Raw genomic sequence first — 20,581 nt, 5'->3', positions numbered from 1 at the left:
GAGGACCTGGGTCATTCTTCGAGTCTGAGGCGGTAGGCGGTGGAGGAGCAGCCGGAGCTCATCGGGCGTGAGAGCGTGCTCACCGCTGTGGCTCACCAGACGACCGCCGCCCGCCGGGGCCGGGGTGCCCGCGCCGTGCTCGTGCGCGGTGGCCGCGGGTGCGGCAAGTCCGCCGTCCTGCGCCGGATCGCCGCCACCGAGACGAAGGCCGGGACGACCGTGCTGAGCGAGGGCGGGCGAGGCGACCGCCGGCCGCTCGCCGTCGCGCGGAGACTGCTCGCCCAGGCGGGGCTGCGGGTCCCGGAGCTCGCCGATCCGTCCGCCGCCACCTTCCACCGCGTGTACCGGGCCATGTGGCGCGACGTGGTGGCGCTGGCGCAGCGCTCGCCCGTCTGCCTCGTGCTGGACGACCTCGACGCGTGCGACGACGCGACGGTGCACTGGGCCGACTTCGTGGTGCGCAGGCTCGGCGACGAACCGGTCAGCCTGGTGCTGTCCCACAACCGCGCGGTGCAGGCCGATCTCGCCAGCGCGCACGTGGTGGACCTCCCGCCGCTCACCGCGCCGCAGGTCGTCGACATGATCTCCACGACCCTGAACTTCCCGCCGGACGCCGTGCTCACGAGCCTGTGCCTCACCCTCTCCGGCGGGGTCCCGAGCCACCTCACGACCGTGCTCGCCGACATCCGGGCCGCGCGGGCGTTGCGCCAGGAGTCCGTCGAGCTCGTCGCCGCCCGGCGGTTGCGCGACCAGCCGGACCACCTGCGCGCCATCGCCACCGCGCTAGTCGTCGTGGACCGCGAGGAGCTCGTCGGCCCGCTCGCCGGGGTGTCCGAGCGCGTCGCCGAGAACGGCATCTCCGCGCTGCGCCGCCAGCACCTGCTGGGCGACGGCCTGCCCGAGCACGTCCGCGCCTGGTACCGGGCGGGCGTGCTCGACGTGCTCGACCCGGCCGAGGTCGCCGACCTGCGGCACCGCGCGGCCGTCGTGCTCGACGAGTCCGGGCACGACGTGCGGGCGGTCGCGGACCAGCTCGTGCACCTGCCCGCCGTCGACGCGCCGTGGATGTCGCAGGTCCTGCACGAGGCCGCGGCGGGCGGGCAGCCGCAGGACGCGTCGCGGTACCTGCGGCGGCTGGTGGAGCTCCACCCGGACGACATCGAACTGAGGGTCAACCTCGCGACCGAGCTGTCCCGCCACGACCCCGCCCAGGCCTGCGAGCACCTCGCCGCCGCGTTCCACCGCACCACCGACCCGGACCTGAGGGCCGCCGTCGCCGTCAAGCACGCGCTGACCGGCCGGACCCGCACGTTCCTGCGCCTGGCCCGCGATCCCGCGCTGCCCCAGGACCTCACCACGCTGCTCGACGCCGTGCAGCTGTCGATCGACCTCGAGGACGCGCACACCGCCGCGGCCGCCGCGGAGAAGGCCGTGCCGCCGTCCGCAAGCGACACGACCGCCCAGCGCTGCCTGCTCGGTGTCGTCGCCGAAGCCACCATGCGCGGCGGCGGCGCGGTGCACGAGGCCGTGGGGTACGCACGGGCCGCGCTCGCCGACGCCGAGGCGCTGACCGACTGGTCGATGCTGTCCGCCGCCGCCGTCCTGCGCGTGGCCGGGCACTCCGCGGACGCGCTCGCCGTCCTCGACCGGGCCGTGGACGCCTTCTCCTGCAACGGCGACTCGCTCGCGCTGTGCCGCTCGCTCTTCCAGCGGGCGCTCGCCCACATGTCGCTGGGCGATCTCCCGCGGGCCACCTCGGACGCGGCGGCGGCGGTCCAGGCCGTGCGCGACGGCGCCTGGCACATGCCCCGCGCGACGATCCTGCTGGCGTGGCTGTCGGTGCAGACCGGCGACACCCTGCTCGCGGAACGGCTGCTCGGCGAGGTCGACGAGGACGAGATCCGGCACCTGACGCCGGCCCACCGCGAGTACCTGCGCACGTCCGCGTGGCTCGCGTACACGCAGGGCGACCTCGCGGTGGCGGCGGAACGGATGGCGGCCTGCCAGACGGCGCTGACGGCCGTCGGCCTGAGCGACCCCAGCGCGTTGCCGACGTGGATCGACATCGTCCAGGTCCTCACGGAGGCGGGTCACGACGCGTCGGCCGCCGTGCGCGAGGTGGACCGGCTCGCTCGCGCGTGGCCGTCCCGCGAGGCGGCCGCGTTCTCGTTGCTGGCCAGGGCCTACACGACGACGGGGCACGGCGCGCTGGACATGGCGAAGGCCGCCTCGGACGGGTTCGCCGCCGTGCCGTCGCTGCTTCAACAGGCCCGCACCGAACTGCTGCTCGGCACCCGGCACACCGAGTTCGAGCAGCCCAGGGAGGCGCGCACGCACCTGCGCGCGGCCGTCGGGCTCGCGTTGCGGGCGGGCAGCCGTCCCCTCGCGGACTCCGCCAGGTCGTTGCTGCTGGGCGCCGGCGGTCGGATGCGCGTGCCGTCCACCGCGGACGGCATGGCGGTGCTGACCGCGAGCGAGCGCAAGGTCGTGGAGCTGGCCGCGGCCGGCGCGACGAACCGGGCCATCGCCGAGCGCCTGTCCGTGACGCTGCGGACGGTCGAGGTGCACCTGACCCGGGCGTACCGCAAACTCGGGATCTCCAGCCGTGCGGAGCTGGCGGACCACCTGGCCTCGTGATGACGCTGCTCGAACGCGCCGACGACCTGCGCCTGCTCACCGGCGCTCTGGAGCGCGTTCGCGCGGGTTCCGGCGACCGGCTCGTCATCGCCGGGCCGCTCGGGTCCGGCAAGTCCGCGTTGCTCGCCGCGCTGGCGGACCGGGCGGAGGGCTGCCGCGTCCTCACCGCCACGTGTTCGTTGCTGGAGCGGGACTTCGCGTTCGGCGTCGCCCGGCAGCTGTTCGACCCGGTGCTGGCGGGCGACGGCGCGGACCTGCTCACCGGTCCCGCCGGGCTCGCGCGGCCGGTGTTCGAGGAGGACACGGCGGCCGACTCGGCGTTCGCGGTCCAGGACGCGGCGAACAGCGGTCTCATCGCGCTGACCCACGCGTTGAGCGCGCGCCGGCCGGTCGTGCTGCTCGTCGACGACCTCCAGTGGGCCGACGAACCGTCCCGGCGGTGGCTCACCGCCCTGGCCCCGACCCTGCGCGACCACCCGATCCTGCTCGTCGCCGCCACCCGCGACGTCGAGAGCGGCCTCTGCGAGTGCACGGCGATCCGGCCGGAACCGTTGTCGCTGAACGCCATCGCGACACTGGTCGAGCAGCGGACCGGCCGGCGTCCCGACGACGAGTTCGTGGCCGCCTGCCACGCCGTCACCGACGGCAACCCGATGTTCCTGCGCGCGGTGCTTCAGCACATCACCAGCCCGGCCGCCGACCAGGTGCCGCACGTCCTCGAACTGCGGCCCGCCCGGCTGCGCGAACGGCTGGTGCGCGACCTCGCCGCGCAGCCGAAGCACGCGCAGGACTTCGCGCGGGCGGTGGCCGTGCTCGGCGAGGACGACCTGGCCGGACGGCTCGCCGGGCTCACCGAGGAGCAGGCGGCGCACGCTCAGCGGGTGCTCGACCAGGCCGGGCTCGTGCTGCGCAGGCCGGTGATCAGGGACGCCATCGAGGAGTCGATGCCCGTCGCCGAACGCGAGGACTGGCAGCGCCGGGCCGTGCGGGTGCTGCACGACGCCGGAAGGCCCGCCGAACAGGTCGCCGGGCGGCTGCTCGCGGCCAGTTCCGTGCACGGGCAGTGGGCTGTGGAGACGCTCGGCGAGGCCGCCGCGATCGCGCTGCGCCGGGGGGCTCCCGAGGTGGCCGCGCGGTACCTGCGGCGCGCGCTGCGGGACGTTCCCGCGGAGTCCGAGCAACGCGCCCGGCTGCTCGTCGACCTCGCGACCGCGGAGCGGTTCTTCGACCCGGCGGCGTCCGTCCGGCACATCACGGCCGCCGTGCCGCTGTTCCGGACGGTCGAGGAACGGGCCGCGGCGCTCGTGCGGATCGCGCCGACCGCGCTCGGGTCCGCGCCCCGGCCCGTGCGCGACCTGATCGACGCCGTCGCCGCGAGCCTCGGCCACGACCAGGAGCTCGCGCACCGGCTGGAGGCCCGGCAACGGTACGTGTGGCACGCCGACCCCGCGCTGCTCGCCGACTCCGCCGAACGCCTCCTGCAGATCGGCGGCACGACCCCCGGCGAACGCGAGCTCCAGATCGTGCTGCTCGAAGCCGCGATGCTCACCGCGCGGCTGCCCGCGCACCAGGTCGCGGACATCGGGCTGGCCGTGCTGAAGCAGGAACCACCGCACCCGCGGCAGGTGCACACCGCGCTGCCGCTGCTCATCAAGGTGCTCGCCACCGCGGACGCCGCCGCCGAGACCGTGCCGTGGCTCGACCAGGCGTTCGCGCAGGCGGGCGGCACCGTCGAACAGGCGTTGATCCTCGCGCAGCAGTCGTTCGTGCTCATGCACCTCGGCCGGCCGGGGGAGGCGCACGCGGCGGCAGGACGCGCGGTCGACCTCGCCGTGCTCGACTGGCGCGGCGACACCACGACCGCCGCGGTCGGGCTCATGGCCGTCGCGATCGACCTGCGCGAGCCCGAGCTGATCGCGAGGCTCGTCGAGTCCCGGCCCGACCGCGACGAACCGCCGGGCGTCGAGGCCGTGTACCGGATGCTGCACGGGGCGGGCCTGGCCGTGGCGGGCGACTACCGGCAGGCCCTCGACCACCTGCTCGACTGCGGGCACGTGTTCGACGCCATCGGCTGGCGCAATCCCGTGCTGTTGCCGTGGTGCGTGCTGACCGCACGGCTGCACGCGCAGCTCGGTGATCTGGCGGCCGCACAGGACTACGCCGCGCAGGCTTGGGATCGTGCCGTGGAGTGGGGTGCTCCGATCGGCATCGGACGTGCGCTGTGCATGCTCGGCCGCTACACGCCTGGTGCCGAAGGGCTCGGCATGGTGCGTGAGGCCGTGGAGGTCCTGCACGCGAACCCGTTCGAACGGGCCAAGGCGTTGCTTCAGCTCGGTGCGCGCGAACGGGCCGATGGCTCGGGGTCGGGGCAGCAGCACCTCGAGCTGGCGTATCAGCTCGCGGTGGAGAGCGGCGGGGAAAGGCTCGCGTCCCGAATCGCGAGGGAACTCGACGGTAATTCGCCGGGAGTGGTCGTGGTGCTGACCCGCGCCGAGTTCACCGTGGCGCGTCTGGTCGTGCGCGGGCTCACCAACGCCGAAATCGCGGAAGAACTCGACGTCACCTCCCGTGCGATCGAGAAGCACCTCACCAACTCGTTCCGCAAGCTCGGCATTCGCCGCCGCACGGAACTGCCGGGCGCACTCGCGCGGGCCTGTCCTCCCTCCGCGTAACCCGAGCGAAACATCTACGAATTTCCTGTGCGCTCATGCCGCACAGTTGAGTCGCACCTCAGTTACCGCGCGGTGGCGTCTCGATCGGCCGTCTGGCCGTCGTCGCAGCTCAGGGTGGCTTTCGGGGGATCAGGTGAGACGCACCCGAAACGCCCTACCGAAAGACGCGGGCGCCTACCCGAACCCCCGGCCCGCGCTCACCACAACATCAGGGCACACCCCTCACACCTCGGTGACCGGGTTCGCGGAATCTTCCTACGATTCACTCGATCGGGTTTGAAAACGAGAAATAAACCTAGATCACCTCGCGCCACCTCAAGTTTCTCTTCTGCCCGTCTGGATGAACCGCGGACAGAGAAACGCCGAGTCCGACGAGATCGAGAGGGAATCTGTCCGATGTACACCGCTGCCGCAGGCACGTTCGTCAACGACCACACCGCCGGCGTTCCGGACGCCGACGTGTACCGCTCTCTGCTCGAACGCTCCGGGCTCTGCCTCGCCCGCCTCGACCTCCAGCTCCGCGTGGTCGAGGCGAACGACGACTTCGTGAAGCAGTTCGGCCACTCCCGCGAGTCGCTGCTCGGCACCAGCTTCTACGAGCTGCTGCACCCCGGCGTGCACGGCCCGATGCGCAAGCAGTTCGAGCGCCTCGTCGACGGCCACCGCCAGCGCTTCGTCGAGCACCTCGCCGCCATCGGCCCGCACCACGCCGTCTTCACCGGCGACATCACCGGCATCGCCGTCCACGACGTGCACGGCGACCTGGTGCAGTTCGTCGTCGTCGTGAACCCGGAGAAGGCCGAGCAGCCCAACGCCGTCGTGGTCGACCGCAACCGCATCCTCACCGAGCTCGACGCCCGCATCCTCGAGGGCATCGCCACCGGCGTCTCGACCGTGCGGCTCGCGTCGCGCCTCTTCCTGTCACGGCAGGGCGTCGAGTACCACGTCGGCACCATGCTGAAGAAGCTCAAGGCCCCCAACCGCGCCGCGCTCGTCTCGCGCGCCTACAGCCTCGGCGTGCTGAGCGTCGCCAGCTGGCCGCCCGTGGTCTCCGCCGACTACATCAAGTAGGCCCGGTTTCGTGCTCGACCGCGCGGACCCGTCCCGGCCCGCCGGACCGACGGTGAGGAAGGCCGGAGAATGCGCGCAGCGGTGGTCTCGGGACTCGGGTCGTGGCTGCCGCCGCGGGTGGTCACCAACGACGAGCTGACCGCCAGGCTCGACACGACCGACGAGTGGATCCGGTCCCGGATCGGGGTCGTCACCCGGCACGTCGTCGAGCCGGGGACGGCCACCTCGGACCTGTCGGTCGAGGCGGCGCGGCGGGCGTTGCGGTCGGCGGGTGTGCCCGGCGCGGGAGGCGTGATCCTCGCGACCACGACGCCGGACCGGCCGTGTCCCGCGACGGCACCGGAGATCGCGTCACGGCTCGGGCTGATCGACGTGCCCGCGTTCGACATCGCCGCCGTGTGCACGGGCTTCGTGTACGGGCTGGGCGTCGGCGCGGGGCTGATCACGGCCGGCATCGTGGACAGCCTGCTGGTCGTCGGCGGCGACGCCTACTCGACGATCCTCGACCCACAGGACCGCACGACGTCCGTCATCTTCGGCGACGGCGCGGGCGCCGTGGTGCTGCGGGCCGGGTCCCCGGACGAACCGGGCGCGCTCGGGCCGTTCGACCTCGGTTCGGACGGCGCGCGGTCCGACCTCATCACGGTGCGGGCGGGCGGGTCGCGGCAACGGTCGTCGCCCGGCGCCGTGCCGCCCGGCGACGAGTTCTTCCGGATGGAGGGCCGCGAGGTCTTCGCGAACGCCGTCGCGCGCATGGCGGCGGCCGCGCGCACCGCCCTCAAGCGACAGGGCTGGGCCGAGTCCGATGTGGACGGTGTGATCGCGCACCAGGCCAACGTCCGCATCCTCGACGCCGTGTCGGCGGAGCTCGGTGTGCCGCGCGACAAGTTCGTCTCGAACATCTCCGACGTCGGCAACACCTCCGCCGCGTCGATCCCGCTGGCCCTCGCACACGGGGTGCGGACGGGCGAGCTGCGAGCCGGGCAGAAGGTGCTGCTGACGGCGTTCGGCGGCGGCCTCACCTGGGGCGCCACGACGCTGGTGTGGCCGGAGCTGAGCCTCGCGGACTGAGCGCAGAACAACGGCCGGGAGGGCAGTCCTCCCGGCCGTTGTTCCTGTGTGCTTTTCGTTGCCGTCTAAGGGCTTCCGCGCGTGGATCAGCGCTGTGCGGGGACGGCGGGCATGCCCACGCGGACCCGGCGGGCGAGCTGGGCCGGGGCGGTGAGGAAGATGCTCTTGCGCTCGATCGAGATCCACCCGCGCTGGGCGAAGTCCGCGAGCGTCTTGTTGACGGTGTCGCGGCGCGCCCCGATGTACTGGCCGAGCTCCTCCTGGGTGAGGTCCTCGATCATCAACGGCGCGGCGCGGCGGTCCGCGGAGAACCGCCCTGCCAGGCGCAGCAACGCCTTCGCGATGCGCGCGGGGGCGTCCATCTGCACCACGTCCATGCGCATCTGGTGCGACTCGCGGTGGCGGCGGGCGATGCAGCCCAGCAGCCGTTCGGTGATCTCCGGGCAGAGCGCGAGCCACTTCGTGAGGTCGGCGCGGGAGATCCGCCCGGCCCGCACGTCGGTGATCGCGATCGTCGTCGACACCGACGGTGCCGCGTCGAACAGCGTCGGCTCGACCAGCAGGTCGCCCGCGCAGTGGAAGTCCAGCACGAGCTCGCGGCCGTCGGCGGAGGTGCAGCACGTCTTGGCCTTGCCCGACCGCAGCACGAGCAGGTCCTGGGTGGGCGCGCCGAGCCGCAGCAGCGTGTCGCCGCGACCGAACGCGACGGGCTCCAGCGCCTGCGCGAACTGGCGCCACGCCTCGTTCGAGGGCGTGAGGATCGGCGGCCGCGCCGGTGCGAGCAGCTGAGGTGCCATGCATCCGAAGCTAGGGCGGGCGGAACTGGCGTACCGCTGGACAACGCTGGGCGTTTCCCCAGGTCTCCCGCTGAAATCCTGCAACGGCGAGAAAGAGAGGAGCGCCTGTGCTGTTCGACGTCGGTCGCCTGCTGCACGAGGAGTTCCTCGGCGTCTACCGCTCCGCCGCCACGCACGCCGACGGCTGGGAGGACGCCGCCGTAACGGCCGCGCACCGCGTCGGCGAGCGGCTGCGGTCTGCGAAAGTCCCTGTCCCACAGGTGGTCGTGGCCTTGCGGTCCACCGACAGGAAGCTCACCGAGGCGATGCTGGCCGCCGGTGGGGACGCGCGTGCGGTCGCCGCCGCCGGGACCACGGTGTCCGCCGAACTGATGGCGTCGTTCTGCGCCGTTGACGACGGGCTCGCGGACGCGATCCTCGCCGGCGACGCGCCGGACTCGGCAGCTGCGTCCTACACGGTCGTGGCGGTGCGCGGAGCGTTGGCGGAGAAGGTGGTAAGCGCTTTCCGGCAACGCGGCACAGTGCTGCTCACGTCGTCCGGGCACCTGCTGCTCCCGGTCGCCGAACCGGCCTCGCTCGCCGCGTGCCGGGACGTGTGCCAGGAGCTCGGGGGCGAGGTGTGGCTGTGCGTCGCGGAACGGCCGGCGGCCCGCGTTCCCCTGGCGCGCAGGGAGGTCGACGAGATCGACGCGCTGGTGGCGTCCCTGGGACGGCCGCCCGGCGTGTACCGCATCGACGACGTGCTGTTCGAGAGCGCGATGATGGACACGCCGGAGGTGCGGGACGAACTGGACACGCTCGTCGCGCCGCTGCTGGCGAATCCCGTTCTGGTGGACACGGTCCTGGCCCTGCTGGAGGCCGACGGCAACCGGGCGGTAGCTGTCAAGAAGCTGTTCATCCACCGCAGCACCATCGACTACCGGCTCTGGCAGGTCGAACAGCTCACCGGACTCAGCCCGGTCAACCCGCGTGACCTCGCCGTTCTCGGCATGGCGATCAGCACGGGCCGCGCGAACGCCTGGGGCTGAACGACTTCAGTCGATCTTGGCCAACGTCAAGTCTCCCTCAAGCCCACTGTGCCGACTGTCGACAGTTCCCTAGCGTTCTCGCTGACACCAGGGAGGCGAAGCGTGACCACTGTGCTGGACAGCTGGCTGCTCGGAGACGCGCTGCGGGACATCTTCCGTCCGTTCGACCTCCCTCCGGTCGAGGACGTGGAGACTCGCCGGCAGCTCGCCAGGACCCTGCTCTCGGGGCGTGCCGACGACTGCCCGGGCGGGCTGGCGCTCGCGTACGCGGTGATCGCGTTCTGCGCGTCCACAGAGGATTCCGCGGACCTCGTGGTGAAAGCGTTGCGCGACAACCCCGACGCGCTCGTGCTCGACGGCGGTCGCGGCGGGTACGCGCTGCTGCCGTGTGCACAGGACGACCAGGCCGCGCTGGCCCGCTCGCTGCACGACCGGGTCGGCGCGGACGTCTGGATGGCCGTGGCCTGGGGTCCCCGGCGCGAGCTCGCGACCGCCCGCGCGACGGCCGCGGACGTCCTGAGGATCGCGTCCGGCCGCACTCCCGGCGTCTACGAGCTGCGGGACGTGCTGGCGGACTTCGGGGTGCTGCGCCGGCCGCACGTCGCCGCCCGGCTGGCCCGCGTGATCGAACCGGTGGTGGCGCGGCCAGGGGTGCTGGACGCGCTGCGGGCGTTCATCGCCGAGGACGGCAACCGCACGGCAGCGGCGCGCACGCTCGACATCCACCGCAGCACCCTCGACGACCGCCTGCGGACGGTCGAACGGCTCACCGGCTGCCGTCCGACCTCGCCGCGCGCGTTGCTCACCCTGAGCGTCGCGCTGACCGCTCACTCAACACCGGAAGTGCCGCTCCCGGGCACTCACTGACCGTGCTGGGCCGCGACCTGCTCGCGCAGCCGGTCCTCCTGCGCCTGGATCTCCGGCGTCAGGGCGTCGCCGAACGCCTCCGGGCCGTGGATCTGGCGGATCTCGACCTCGCCCTCGGAGAACGGCGCCTTCTTCAGCCACTCCACGGCGTCCTGCAGGCTCGGCAGCTCCCAGATCCAGAAGCCCGCGATGAGCTCCTTGGCCTCGGCGAACGGACCGTCGACGACCGTCGTCGAGCCCTTGCCGTCGAACGCGACCCGCGCGCCCTTCGCACTCGGGTAGAGGCCGTCACCCGCGAGCATCACACCGGCCTTGACCAGCTCCTCGTTGTAGTTGCCCATCTCGGTGAGCTCCTCCGTCGTCGGCATCCTGCCGCTCTCGGAGTCCTCGTTGGCCTTGACGATCACCATGAAGCGCATCTCGATCTCCTCACGTGTCCGGTGCGTTTCTACCCACGCGTCGATCGGGGTCCCCGCTGTTTCGACCGGCTTCCGCGGATTGTGACCGGGGTCACAGGTTAGTGTTGGAGGCATGCGCGAAGACGTCGACTGGATCCTCGAGAACTGCCAGGTCTGGGCCGTCGTGGGGCTCTCGGACAACCCGTCCCGCGCGGCGCACGGCGTGGCGCGGTGCCTCCAGGAGCGCGGCAGGAAGATCGTGCCCGTGCACCCGTCCGCCGAGACCGTGCACGGTGAGCAGGGGTACGCGACGCTCGCCGACATCCCGTTCCCGGTCGACGTCGTGGACGTGTTCCGCCGATCGGAGGACGCGGGCCAGTTCGCCGATGAGGCCGTCGCGATCGGCGCGAAAGCCGTGTGGTTCCAGCTCGGAGTGGTCGACGACGCCGCGTACGCCCGTGCCCGCGCGGCCGGACTGCACATGGTGATGGACGTCTGTCCCGCGATTGAGTGGCGCTCCCGTTGAACGAGTAGCTAACCTTCTTGGGTCGTACCCGGACACCTGGGGGTTCTGGGGGACATCAGCCTGGGGGGCTTGATTTCGCATGCTCGTGGACATCACCGCTCTGCGGTCCGCCGACTCGCCGCGGCTGCGCGGCCACAACGACGACTTCGTCCGGTCGCTGGCGTCGTCCGGCGCCCACCTGCCGCCGATCGTCGTGCACCGCCCGACGATGAAGGTCGTCGACGGCACCCACCGCCTGAAGGCCGCCGTGCTGCGCGGCTGCCGTGCCGTCGAGGTCGAGTACGTCGACGGACCGGCCGAGGACGTGTTCGGCCTGTCCGTGTCGCTGAACCTCACGACGCTGTCGACCGCCGACCGCGAGGCCGCCGCGCGTCGTCTGCTGCGCTCGCACCCGCAGTGGTCGGACCGCGCGATCGCCGCCGCCACCGGTCTCGCCGCCAAGTCCGTCGGCGTGCTGCGGCGCGCCGTGGGCGGTCAGGCGCCGGTGCGGGTGGGGCGCGACGGCAAGGTCCGGCCGGTGAACTCCGCCGCCGGTCGCCGGCTGGCGGGCCGGATGGTGGAGGAACGGCCCGACGCGTCGTTGCGCGACATCGCCCGCGCCGCCGGGGTGTCACCCGGCACGGTGCGGGACGTGCGGCGGCGGCTGAGCCTGGGGCTCGACCCCGTGCCGGAGCGGATGCGGGCCGCCGAACGGGCCGAGGCCGCGCTGCCCGTGGCGCGGGGCGAGGTCCGGGACCCGGACGCCACCCTGCCGATCCTGCGGCGCGATCCGTCGTTGCGGTTCAACGAGCACGGCCGGCTGGTGCTGCGCTGGCTGGAGGCGCACGCCGTGTCGCAGGGGGAGTGGGCGACCGTCGTGTCCGGGGTGCCGTCGCACTGCCGTGAGCTGGTGGCGGACATGGCCCGCGGGTGCGCCGAAGCTTGGGTGGAGATGGCCGAGGCGCTGGAACGCGAGGGCCGCGCCGCGGTCTGATCCCACTAGTCGAAGAGGATCTCGGCGATCTCGGCCGCCACCTCACGGCCTGCCGCGGGACGCAAGCGGGACAACAGCTTGCTGAACGCCGTCAGATCGATGTGGACGGTCGCCGACTGCACCTGGCGGATGTCGTCCAGCAGGTCGACGACGAGCTCGCAGGCGTGGTCGACCTCGCCCGCCGCCGCGTGGGCGAGGGCGCGGCGCAGGCCGAAGCGGGTGCGGGCGCGCAGGGAGTCGGGGGCGATCAGCGGCATCTGCGTGTCGAGGATGTCCGCGGCCTCGGCGTGCCGGCCCAGGTCGTGGAACGACCACGCACGGGCGATGGCCACCTGGTCGACGAGACTCGTCGTGCCGTAGCGGGACTCGCTGACCGCGCGCTGGAGTTCGTCGGCGCGGTCCAGCGCGTCCTGGCAGCGGTCGGCGACTCCGGCGAGCGCGTACCCCTGGGCCTCCCGCTGGGCGGCCACGGCCTGCACGGCCTTCGAACGGGACCTGCCCGCCTTGCGGGCGAACGCGACGGTGGCGTGCGCGTCACCCCGGTACAGGGCGAACTCCGAGGCGCGGACGTAGGCGTAGGCCTCCAGGTCCGGGTCGCCGCCCTTGGCCGCGTACTGGACGGCGCGTTTGGTGAGCTCGGCGGCGGAGGCGTCGTCGCCGCGTTCCTGCTCCATCCAGCCCGCGTACTCGGCGTACCGGGCCGCCAGCAGCCACAGGCCGCGGCCGAGGCCGGGGTCGTCGGCCGAACGGGCCATGGAGCTCAGCACGTCCACTTGTGGACGAAGACTGGACAAAACCACGTCAGGGCTCAGCCGGTGACCGAGGGCGCGGTGGTGGTCGAACATCGAGTCGAACGTGAGCAGCGTGGTGTGGTCACTGGGAATGGGGCGGGCGGGGGCGTCCGCGAGTTCGATCAGGTGACCGTCGGCCTGCAGGACGGAGTCGAACAGCCTCGCCATTTCGGGATTCGGGTGAACCTGACCGTTCTCGATCTTGCTCAGGTGTCCCTTGCTGTACGGTACGAGGCCGGTCATCTGGCTGAGTGAGATCCCGCGCTCGTTGCGCAGGCGGCGAACCTCCTGGCCGAACGTGGGCGACAACGACTTCACCCCCCTCCCCCCGGAAGTGTGGACGTGGACAAAGTTGCCAATCCTGAATGTCCACTTATTGGCCGGAGATTGACGATCAACTGGGGCTAACTGAAGCGGTCCGCGATGGTTCCATGTGAGTCATGGTGATGACGCGGTCCGACGAGGCGGCTGGTGTGGTGATGGTCTGGCAGCGCTTGGCGACCAACGTGATCCACCGGTCGCCTTGGTTCGAGGTGCGCTCCGACAGCGTCGTGAGACCCGACGGCGGGCGGGACGTCTACACGCACGTGGTCGCGCCGGGATCGGTCACGATCCTCGCGCTCCGGGACGACGACGAGGTCGTGCTGACCCGGCAGTGGATCTACACGCACGGTGGCACGGAATGGCGGCTGCCCGGCGGCGCCGTCGACGAGGCGGACCCCGATCCGCTGGCCGCGGCCCGTCGTGAGCTCGCCGAGGAGACCGGGCTGCGCGCCGCGAAGTGGGAGTCGCTCGGCCAGATCCACGGCGCCGACAGCCTCAGCAACCACGTCGACCACATCTACCTGGCGACCGACCTCACCCAGGGTGAACCGGCGCTCGAGCCGGGAGAGGCCGACCTGCGGGTCCGCACCATGCCGTTCTGCCGCGCGCTCGACCTCGTGCAGCAGGGCAAGCTGCCGCACGCCGGCAGCTCGCACGCGCTGCTCGTGATGGCGTTGCGCCGCAAGAGCCTGCAATAAAGCGTTTCCGAGGGTTTCCTCATTCAGCGTGAAACAGGAAACCCGTTCTCAATCGACTGGCCAAAAGCCACTCTTGAGGCATCGGCGAGAACGCAGCCGAAATGCCAGTCAGATTGAGAAGGTGAATTTCTCGATGAGAATGATCTGCTCTCTCGCCACCGTCATGAAGGTTGCCGCCATCTGCCTTTTCGTGGGATTCATGGCCGGCAGCGTCTTCATCGCCACGGTGATCTGACGTCATTTCGGACTGCGGTTCTCCCCAAGTTCTTCGAGGGAGGTGTCAGCCGTGGAACCGCACTTCTGCATCGAGATGATCTGATCAGCCGGACTAGTCCCGAGGGGTCCACTGCACGCCGTAACCCCTGCCCTGACGCGGATGAGGGAACATCACGTCGATCTCCCCGATCTCGTCCAGCGGCAAGGCCTGCGGCCAAGGGGACAGGTCGTCGGTGTCGCGCGCGAGGGCTTCCTCGACGCGCCACACCGCGTCCGGAAGGTCGTCCCGGTCGAACCGCACCCGCAACCGGAACGACTCGCACATCCGCTCCGGCCAGAACACGTAGGTCGGACGCATCGACTGTCCGCGCGGCACACGCACTTCCAGTGCGAACTGGTGCGTCTGCCCCGCGTTGAGGGGTCGGGGCAACCGCAGCTTCATCAGGAACCGCCGCGGCGAAGGACGTTCGTGGCCGATGAGCTCCACCCCGTGCAACACCTCCACGTCCAGGTCACCTGGAGCCCCGTCGGGCGTGGGGGACGGGATCGTGATCGACCACGCGATCTCGTTGACACCGTCGGTGTCGGCCACCACGGTCCGACGCTCCGTGCACGCGGGCGTCGGGCCGTCCAGCTTGAGCAGCGCGTCGAACTCCTTGACGTGCCACAGCTCCGACGGCGCGACGTGCGCCGCCGAGGAGGGGGCCGGCTGCAGCGCAACCTCCACCAGGCGCTGCAGTCCGGCGTCCATCCGCCTGCGGACCGTGCGCGCGCCCCTGTCCTGCTGCCTCGCGAGCCACTCGATGCGTTCGTTGAGGAACCGGAACTGCGCGTCGTCGTGCAGCCCGAGCGGCGCCAGCACCGCGTTGCGGACCTCGACGGGGAACGCGCGCGCGGCGCTCGCGACCCAGTCGCGCAGCTTCAGGCGCACCGCCTCCGCGCCGTCCGTCTCGACGATGCCGCACACCTGGCGCAACGCCGGTCCGACGTGCAAGTCGATACCGGGCGTCTGGACCCCGCGCCCCCGGCACAGGGTGCGCAGTTCTTCCATCAGCTGCTCAGGTGCGACAGACATCCGTCCTCCGCGCGGAAATGCTTTGCCGGGCATGTCGGGCTTACCTGATCGGACGTTACTCCGGATGAACCATCCGGGTGAACGCAACGGCGGTGTGCGAAGGGATTCTGCTACATCGCCCGGCGAGATGATCACCGCCGAACGACTGATGCCTTGACCAGGCCTTTACCGGTAACGTGCTGGTCACGGGCGGTGACTCCCTCCGGTCCCCGCCACCCCTGCCGATGGAGGTTTTCTTAGTGCTGCGCACAATATTGTCTGTTGCGACGGTGTTCGCCCTGGTCAGCGGCGTTCCTGCCGTCGCCGCACCAGCGGAGAGCGCTTACCTGCTCCAGTTCCGCACGACCCTGTCCGACGGCCAGCGGCACCAGCTGCAGGGCCTCGGCGTGCGGCTCGGGGCGTTCGTCGAGAACGGCACCTACCTCGCCCGCATGACCAGCACCACGCGCGTCTCGCGGCTGAGCTACGTGCGCGAGGTGCGGCCGTTCCAGGCCCAGCCGCAGATCATGGCGCTCGGCTCGGCCGACTACCTGATCACGCTGGTGGAGCAGGACGCGCGCGACCAGCAGGCCGTCGCCGACAAGGTGAAGTCCTTGGGCGGCAAGGTGAGCACCATCTCCGCCAGCCGTGAGCACATCCTCGCCAACCTGGACGGTGGCCAGGTCGCGCAGCTCGCGAAGCTGCCCGCCGTGGCCGCGATCGACCCGGTGTCCGCGCCCGAGACCGACATGGCGATCTCGCGCGAGTCGTCCGGCGCCAACTACATCGAGAGCGTCGGCAACTACCGGGGCCAGGGCGTGCGGGGCGAGGTGATGGACGGCGGCCTGCGCACCACGCACCAGGAGTTCCGCGCGCGTCCGCCGGTCATGCACACCGGCAACTCGGCGAGCACCTCGCACGGCACGTCGACGTACGGCCAGATCTTCGCGTCCGGCGTCTCGTCCGCGCACCGCGGCCTGCTGCCCGAGGCGCAGGGCATCTTCGCGATCTACGGCTCCGGCGACCGCTACGCGCACACCAAGCAGCTCGTGGACCCCGCCGGCCAGTACAAGGCCGTCTTCCAGTCCAACAGCTGGGGCGACGCGCTCACGACGTCGTACACCTCGATCTCGCAGCAGATGGACCGGATCGTGTTCGACCACGACATCCTGATCTGCCAGTCGCAGAGCAACGCGGGCACGAGAAGCTCGCGGCCGCAGGCGTGGGCGAAGAACGTGCTGTCCGTCGGCGGGCACTACCACTACAACACGCTCGACCGCGCCGACGACAAGTGGAACGGCGGAGCGTCGATCGGCCCCGCCGCCGACGGCCGCATCAAGCCGGAGATCTCCAACTACTACGACCGCATCGACACGACGACGTCCACGAACGACACCGCGTACACGACGTCGTTCGGCGGCACGTCCGGCGCCACGCCGATCACCTGCGGCAACGCCGGTCTGATGTTCCAGATGTGGGCGGACGGCGTGTTCGACGGCGGCCCCGGCAAGGGCCGTGACGTGTTCGCGTCGCGTCCGCACGCGGCCACCGCGAAGGCGTTGCTCGTCAACACCGCCAACCAGCACACGTTCTCGGGCACCACGCACGACCAGACGCGTACGCACCAGGGTTGGGGCACCGCGTCCGTGCGCAACATGTACGACCGTGCGAAGGCGGGCGGCTGGAAGCTGCCGGTGCTGGTGAACGAGACCGACCTGCTCACGACCGGTCAGTCGCGCAAGTACACGTTCACGTCCAACGGCCAGACGCCGCTGCGCGCGACGCTGGCCTACACGGACCCGGCCGGTTCGCCGACCGCGGCCAAGGCCACCGTCAACGACCTGACGCTGAAGGTCACCGCCCCCAACGGCACCGTCTACTGGGGCAACAACGGCCTGCTGGCCGGCAACTTCTCCACCGCCGGCGGCAGCGCGAACACCGTCGACACCGTGGAGAACGTCCTGCTCCAGACGACCGCCGCGGGCACCTGGACGGTCGAGGTGATCGCGACCGCCGTCAACGTGGACGGTCACGTCGAGACGGCCGCGACCGACGCCGACTACGCCCTGGTCGTGTCGTAAGTCCTACTCGAACCGTGCCGGGTCGCCCGCGCCGTAGCGGATGATCTCGGCCTCGCCGCTGGAGAAGTCCACCACCGTGGTGGGCGTGGTGCCGCACTCCCCGGAGTCGATCACCGCGTCCACCACGTGGTCGAGGCGGTCCTTGATCTCCCAGCCGTCGACCAGCGGCTCCGCCTCGTCGGGCAGCAGCAGGGTCGACGTGAGCAGCGGCTCGCCCATCGCCTGGAGCAGCGCCTGCGTGACGACGTGGTCAGGGATGCGCGCGCCCACCGTCTTCTTCTTCGGGTGCATCATGCGGCGCGGCACCTCCTTCGTCGCGGGCAGGATGAACGTGTAGTTGCCCGGCGTGGAGGCCTTGATCGAGCGGAACACGGCGTTGTCCACCACCACGAACTGGCCGAGCTGCGCGAAGTTCTCGCACATCAGCGTGAAGTGGTGCTTGTCGTCGAGCTTGCGGATCTCCCGGATGCGGTCGATGCCGTCCTTGTTGCCCAGGCGGCAGCCGAGCGCGTAGCAGGAGTCGGTCGGGTACGCGATCAGGCCGTCCTCCTGCAGGATCCGCACGGCCTGGTCGATGGCGCGCTTCTGCGGGTTGACCGGGTGGACGTCGAGGTACTTGGCCATGACCCGGCAGCTTAGGCCGATCATCCGGGGGCCAGCATTTCGGCTGGCCGACGTTGCTAACCTGGGACGACTTCTTTCACCCCGGTTATGGAGACCCTTAGCGATGCTCGACCGTGCCGTCGTCGACGCCCTGTTCCCCTCGGACCTGCCTGAGCCGTCCTTCTGGGAGGAGCAGTACCCGCCCCGCGGGCTGGCGGAAGGCGCGAAGGTCGTCCGCCTGGGCCCGTCGCCGACCGGGTTCCTGCACATCGGCGGCCTCTACGTGGGCTCGATCGACCGCGACATCGCCACCCACTCGGGCGGCTCGTACATCGTGCGCGTCGAGGACACCGACCAGGCGCGTGAGGTGCCCGGTGCCGTCGCGCAGTTCAACAAGGCGTTCGCCTACTTCGGCATCGAGCCCGACGAGGCCGACGAGGTCGGCGCCTACGGCCCGTACCACCAGTCGCAGCGCGAGCGGATCTACCTGACCTACGTGCGCGAGCTGGTGCGCTCCGGCGACGCCTACCTGTGCTTCGCGACGAAGGAAGAGCTCGCGGACATCACCGCGCGCCAGCAGGCCACCAAGCTCCCCACCGGCTACTACGGCCGCTGGGCGATCTGGCGCGACAAGACCGCCGAGGACGTCGCCGAGGCGCTGGAGGCAGGCCGCCCGTACGTGGTCCGCTTCCGCTCGCCGGGCAAGGCGGGGGAGCGCACGTCGTTCGTCGACGCCATCCGCGGCACCCTGGAGCACGAGGCCAACCGCAACGACGTGGTCATCCTCAAGGCCTCCGACCAGTCCCCGCGCCTCCCCACGTACCACTTCGCGCACGCCGTCGACGACCACCTGATGCGCGTGAACCTGGTGATCCGCGGCGAGGAGTGGATCTCCTCCGTCCCGACCCACCTGCAGCTCTTCGACGCCCTGGGCTTCGAGCGGGTCGAGTACGCCCACATCGCGCCGCTGATGAAGCAGCAGGGCGGCTCCCGCCGCAAGCTCTCGAAGCGCAAGGACCCGGAAGCCTCCGTCGAGTTCTTCATCGAGGCGGGCTTCCCGGCAGAAGCCGTCCAGTACTACCTCCGCGGCCTGGTGAACGCCCGCCTGGCCGAACTGCCGCTGGCCGAGGCCCTGGAAGCCCCGATCAACCTCGCCGAGTGCGGCGTCGCGGGCCCCCTCGTGGACCTCGTGAAGCTGGACGACATCTGCGCCGACTACGTGGCCACCCTCTCCGGCGAGGAGATCATCACCCGCGTCTCGGAGTGGGCCGCGACCCACGACCCCGAGCTGGTCACCGTCCTGTCGTCGGAGCGCGAAGCGGCCCTCGCGGCCCTGAAGGTGGAGCGAGGCCCGGAGGTCGCGAACCCGCGCAAGGACCTCCGCAAGTGGTCGGACTTCCGCGCCGCCTACGGCTTCTTCTTCCCGTCGCTCTTCCCGCTGGTCTCCGACCGCACCGACGAGCGCCTGGGCGGCCTCTCGCCAGAGCTGATCGCCGCCTTCACCGCGGACTTCGCCGACGGCTACGCGGACCTCGAAGACGGCCAGGAGTGGTTCGGTCAGATCCGCGAACTCGCCGCCAAGCACGGCTTCGCCCCGAACCCCAAGGAACTCAAGAAGAACCCGGACGCCTACCCGGGCTCCATCCGCGAGGCGGCACAACTGATCCGCGTGGCCCTCACCGGCTCGAAGGCGAGCCCGGACCTGCACGCCGTGGCCCGCACCCTGGGCACCGACGAGGTCCTCCGCCGAGTCCGCGCTCTCGCAGGCTGACCCACCCGCAAGAGAGGCCCCTGGCTCACCCGAGCCAGGGGCCTCTCGCGTAATCGGGCGGACATCCCGAGCCCCCACCCGCATACTTCAGGCGTGAGCCTCGAAACGTGGACGGCAGAACGGGTACAGGAGTTCGCGGACCTGAGTGGACAGACGGTCAAAGCCTGGATCGGCGTGGAGTTCGCACTCCGCGAGGACGTCCCCGACGCAGGCCCCCACGTCTACCACGACCCGGCCGTCCCCTGCCTCCAACTCTGGGGCCTACAAGCGCACCTGGCCGACAACACCCGCTTCGGCATAAGCAACTACCAGAACGACGACCACTTCGGCCTGCACCACCCGCAGGAACCCGACTTCGACGCCAGACTCCAGAACCCGGACTGGTGGCGCGAACCCTTCCAAGGCACCCGCTGGCGCGAACTGCCCGAACTGCCGACAGGCAGGATCGAGGAAGCCACCGTGCTGGGCGACGAGGGCATGGTGGCCGAAGTGCACCTGCTGATCGGCGGCCGTCCGCTGTGGCTGATCGCGGGCGAACTGGAAGAGACCTGGGAGGGCACGCTCGAGTTCCACAGGCTCGACGAGTCGGTGCTGGCGTTCACCGACCCGGCAGACGTGGAACGGATCTCCTGGAGGCCACCCAGAGCAGGCCTCGCCACCATCTGAGCAAGGTGCGACGGGCAGCAAGCCGGGGCGAGGTAGCGGGACAGGGTGAGGTGAGGCGCCGCGAGGCCGGTGCAAGGCGGGGCGAGGCAGGGTGAGGCGGGGCGAGGCGAGGCGGCAGGTGTGGTGAGCCAAGACAGATGTGGCCTTGCCGGGTACCAATGGCTTTAGGTGTTCGCGATGCCGAAGGCGAGCCCGTATGAGCGTGCGTACGGCGATGGCGTAGCCGAGCTTCTTGGCTTCACCGCAATGCCGAAGGCGAGGCGTCCTTCCTGGGCGCACCACGGCAACCGGTAATGACGTGACGTACCAGCACAAACGCAACCACGCACGCTTGAGA

The 20,581-nt window shown here is 71.1% G+C and carries 18 protein-coding genes; 13 read left to right on the top strand and 5 right to left on the bottom strand.

The genetic code is table 11. The annotated features are described in order from the left end of the window. Nucleotides 1-39: 39 nt before the first annotated feature. From ACFWNN_RS43595 to ACFWNN_RS43580, 4 genes are all read left to right on the top strand, one after another. Entirely contained in the window at nt 40-2,637 is a 2,598-nt protein-coding gene (locus tag ACFWNN_RS43595; RefSeq protein WP_382445865.1) for a LuxR C-terminal-related transcriptional regulator, read from the top strand. Next, nucleotides 2,637-5,309, top strand: a complete 2,673-nt coding sequence (locus ACFWNN_RS43590; RefSeq protein WP_382445891.1) for an AAA family ATPase — start codon at nt 2,637-2,639, stop codon at nt 5,307-5,309. Before ACFWNN_RS43595 ends, ACFWNN_RS43590 begins: the two co-directional genes overlap by 1 nt. Before the next feature lie 396 nt (nt 5,310-5,705). Further along, nucleotides 5,706-6,380 (top strand): PAS domain-containing protein, encoded by a 675-nt coding sequence (locus tag ACFWNN_RS43585; protein WP_382445864.1) that lies wholly within the window; start codon nt 5,706-5,708, stop codon nt 6,378-6,380. Between the two features lie 69 nt (nt 6,381-6,449). Next, nucleotides 6,450-7,451: a beta-ketoacyl-ACP synthase III gene (locus ACFWNN_RS43580; RefSeq protein WP_382445863.1), complete on the top strand. Its 1,002-nt coding sequence runs from the start codon at nt 6,450-6,452 to the stop codon at nt 7,449-7,451. A gap of 86 nt (nt 7,452-7,537) precedes the next feature. Here ACFWNN_RS43580 and ACFWNN_RS43575 read toward each other — a convergent pair whose 3' ends face one another. Continuing rightward, nucleotides 7,538-8,248: a Crp/Fnr family transcriptional regulator gene (locus tag ACFWNN_RS43575; protein WP_382445862.1), complete on the bottom strand. Its 711-nt coding sequence runs from the start codon at nt 8,246-8,248 to the stop codon at nt 7,538-7,540. Between the two features lie 107 nt (nt 8,249-8,355). Here ACFWNN_RS43575 and ACFWNN_RS43570 point away from each other — a divergent pair, with 107 nt between their 5' ends. Then, nucleotides 8,356-9,276: a PucR family transcriptional regulator gene (locus tag ACFWNN_RS43570; RefSeq protein WP_382445861.1), complete on the top strand. Its 921-nt coding sequence runs from the start codon at nt 8,356-8,358 to the stop codon at nt 9,274-9,276. A gap of 102 nt (nt 9,277-9,378) precedes the next feature. Further along, complete coding sequence (locus ACFWNN_RS43565; RefSeq protein WP_382445860.1) at nt 9,379-10,143, top strand: PucR family transcriptional regulator; 765 nt, start codon at nt 9,379-9,381, stop codon at nt 10,141-10,143. Here ACFWNN_RS43565 and ACFWNN_RS43560 read toward each other — a convergent pair. Next, nucleotides 10,137-10,562 (bottom strand): YciI family protein, encoded by a 426-nt coding sequence (locus ACFWNN_RS43560; RefSeq protein ID WP_382445859.1) that lies wholly within the window; start codon nt 10,560-10,562, stop codon nt 10,137-10,139. The two genes, ACFWNN_RS43565 and ACFWNN_RS43560, sit on opposite strands and share 7 nt — an antisense overlap. Nucleotides 10,563-10,674: 112 nt before the next feature. Between ACFWNN_RS43560 and ACFWNN_RS43555 the strand changes: the two genes are divergently transcribed. Next, the gene (locus ACFWNN_RS43555) at nt 10,675-11,067 is read left to right on the top strand and encodes a CoA-binding protein (protein ID WP_382445858.1); all 393 of its coding nucleotides are present in this window, start codon (nt 10,675-10,677) and stop codon (nt 11,065-11,067) included. Nucleotides 11,068-11,146: 79 nt separating this feature from the next. Then, a complete protein-coding gene (locus ACFWNN_RS43550; RefSeq protein ID WP_382445857.1) occupies nt 11,147-12,040 on the top strand; it encodes a ParB/RepB/Spo0J family partition protein in 894 nt (297 codons plus the stop codon). 5 nt (nt 12,041-12,045) lie between these two features. Here the strand turns inward: ACFWNN_RS43550 and ACFWNN_RS43545 are convergent, their stop codons facing one another. After that, nucleotides 12,046-13,149, bottom strand: coding sequence for a helix-turn-helix domain-containing protein (locus ACFWNN_RS43545; protein WP_382445856.1), 1,104 nt, complete (start codon nt 13,147-13,149; stop codon nt 12,046-12,048). A 122-nt stretch (nt 13,150-13,271) separates the two neighbouring features. Between ACFWNN_RS43545 and ACFWNN_RS43540 the strand changes: the two genes are divergently transcribed. Both ACFWNN_RS43540 and ACFWNN_RS43535 read left to right on the top strand, forming a co-directional pair. Beyond that, nucleotides 13,272-13,853 carry an NUDIX domain-containing protein gene (locus ACFWNN_RS43540; protein WP_382445855.1) on the top strand — a complete coding sequence of 194 codons (582 nt, stop codon included), beginning with the start codon at nt 13,272-13,274 and terminating at the stop codon, nt 13,851-13,853. Between the two features lie 28 nt (nt 13,854-13,881). Continuing rightward, nucleotides 13,882-14,088, top strand: a complete 207-nt coding sequence (locus ACFWNN_RS43535) for a hypothetical protein (RefSeq protein WP_382445854.1) — start codon at nt 13,882-13,884, stop codon at nt 14,086-14,088. 93 nt (nt 14,089-14,181) lie between these two features. Here the strand turns inward: ACFWNN_RS43535 and ACFWNN_RS43530 are convergent, their stop codons facing one another. Further along, the gene (locus ACFWNN_RS43530) at nt 14,182-15,144 is read right to left on the bottom strand and encodes a hypothetical protein (RefSeq protein WP_382445853.1); all 963 of its coding nucleotides are present in this window, start codon (nt 15,142-15,144) and stop codon (nt 14,182-14,184) included. 239 nt (nt 15,145-15,383) lie between these two features. Between ACFWNN_RS43530 and ACFWNN_RS43525 the strand changes: the two genes are divergently transcribed. Beyond that, a complete protein-coding gene (locus tag ACFWNN_RS43525) occupies nt 15,384-17,204 on the top strand; it encodes a S8 family serine peptidase (RefSeq protein ID WP_382445852.1) in 1,821 nt (606 codons plus the stop codon). A 3-nt stretch (nt 17,205-17,207) separates the two neighbouring features. Here ACFWNN_RS43525 and ACFWNN_RS43520 read toward each other — a convergent pair whose 3' ends face one another. Next, nucleotides 17,208-17,828 carry an L-threonylcarbamoyladenylate synthase gene (locus ACFWNN_RS43520; protein WP_382445851.1) on the bottom strand — a complete coding sequence of 207 codons (621 nt, stop codon included), beginning with the start codon at nt 17,826-17,828 and terminating at the stop codon, nt 17,208-17,210. A 103-nt stretch (nt 17,829-17,931) separates the two neighbouring features. Between ACFWNN_RS43520 and ACFWNN_RS43515 the strand changes: the two genes are divergently transcribed. Together ACFWNN_RS43515 and ACFWNN_RS43510 are read left to right on the top strand one after the other, a co-directional pair. After that, nucleotides 17,932-19,578: a glutamate--tRNA ligase gene (locus ACFWNN_RS43515; protein ID WP_382445850.1), complete on the top strand. Its 1,647-nt coding sequence runs from the start codon at nt 17,932-17,934 to the stop codon at nt 19,576-19,578. Between the two features lie 93 nt (nt 19,579-19,671). Next, nucleotides 19,672-20,244 carry a hypothetical protein gene (locus tag ACFWNN_RS43510; RefSeq protein WP_382445849.1) on the top strand — a complete coding sequence of 191 codons (573 nt, stop codon included), beginning with the start codon at nt 19,672-19,674 and terminating at the stop codon, nt 20,242-20,244. Nucleotides 20,245-20,581 lie beyond the last annotated feature (337 nt).

Origin of the sequence: Lentzea sp. NPDC058450 (genome assembly GCF_042721395.1) — a bacterium.
Classification (GTDB): Bacteria; Actinomycetota; Actinomycetes; order Mycobacteriales; family Pseudonocardiaceae; genus Lentzea.
This window is presented reverse-complemented; position numbering and strand designations above follow the sequence as displayed.